General features: G+C 58.4%; 1 protein-coding gene. It reads left to right on the plus strand.

Annotation, left to right across the window (positions count from 1 at the left end):
* The first annotated feature begins 90 nt into the window (after positions 1 to 90).
* The gene (locus AC630_RS47695) at positions 91 to 1107 is read left to right on the plus strand and encodes an integrase core domain-containing protein (protein ID WP_074124454.1); all 1017 of its coding nucleotides are present in this window, start codon (positions 91 to 93) and stop codon (positions 1105 to 1107) included.
* The last annotated feature ends 89 nt before the right edge of the window (positions 1108 to 1196 follow it).

Genomic DNA, 1196 nt, shown 5'->3' on the forward strand with positions numbered 1-1196 from the left:
GTCCGCCGCCGCCCATCATGCCTCCCTTGTCCCTGTCGGAAACCTAATCCAGCTGGCCCGTGAGGCCGAATCGCGCAATGCTTCTGTCTCATGAGAGAAGCTTACAGCCTGGTCTGGTCGGTGCTGGTCTTATTGTTCCGGTCGCGGGTCTCGTTGGAAGCTGAGATCCTGATCCTTCGTCATCAACTTAACATCCAGCGACGGCATGTGCCGAGGAGAGTGGCCTTCAGTGCCATGGATCGCCTGATCTCTGTTGGGCTGTATCGTTTGGTGCCTAATACCATCAAGGCGCTGACGATTGTGAAGCCCGATACGGTCATCCGTTGGCACCGTGCCGGTTTCAGGTCGTATTGGCGCTGGAAATCGCGGAACCGCTGCGCCCGACCAACTGTACTGTTGGAGATTCGCCGGCTGATCCGCGAGATGAGCATCGCCAACCCGTTGTGGGGAGCGCCGAGAATCCACGGAGAGCTTCTCAAGCTCGGCATCGAGATCGGCCAGACCAGCGTCGCCAAGTATATGGCGCGGAGGAGGGGCTCTCCCGCGCAGGGATGGAAGACGTTCCTTCGCAACCATGCGGATGGCATTGTCGCAATGGACCTCTTCGTCGTGCCGACAATCTCGTTCCGACTACTCTATGGCTTGCTGATCATAGACCATGGCCGGCGGCAGATCCTGTGGTTTGGAGTGACCGCGCACCCGACGGCCGAATGGCTCGCCAATCAGCTCACGGAAGCCTGTGGCTGGGAGCAAATCCCTCGTTACTTAAGCAGGGACCGCGATCGAGCTGATGGCGAGATTTTTGTCGGCCGGGTTCGGTCGATCGGCATTCGAGACCGCCCGACGTCTTTCCGCTCACCCTGGCAAAACGGCTACGCAGAACGGTTGATCGGTTCAATCCGAAGGGAATGCAATGATCATGTCGCAGTCTTCGGCGAACGCCATCTGCGCCACGTCCTGCTGTCATACAAGGATTACTACAACGCCACGCGAACTCATTTGTCATTGAAAAAGGATGCCCCGGTCCCTCGCAGCGTTGAGTGGGCCGGGAATATCGTCTGCCGCCCGATCCTGGCTGGACTGCACCATCAATATGGCCGGATGTGATTTACGGTAGGCACAGCCGGACATCGGAATAGTCGATGGGCAGTTCGAGTACTTGACCGTGGGTGGCGTCACGTTACCGCTGCCGTTCA

The sequence above is a fragment of the Bradyrhizobium sp. AS23.2 genome, from assembly GCF_001908185.1.
In the GTDB taxonomy this organism is placed as follows: Bacteria; Pseudomonadota; Alphaproteobacteria; order Rhizobiales; family Xanthobacteraceae; genus Bradyrhizobium.

Excerpts from the sequence above, each read along its gene's own strand:
- AC630_RS47695 (WP_074124454.1), top strand. The coding sequence starts at position 91 with ATGAGAGAAGCTTACAGCCTGGTCTGGTCGGTGCTGGTCTTATTGTTC.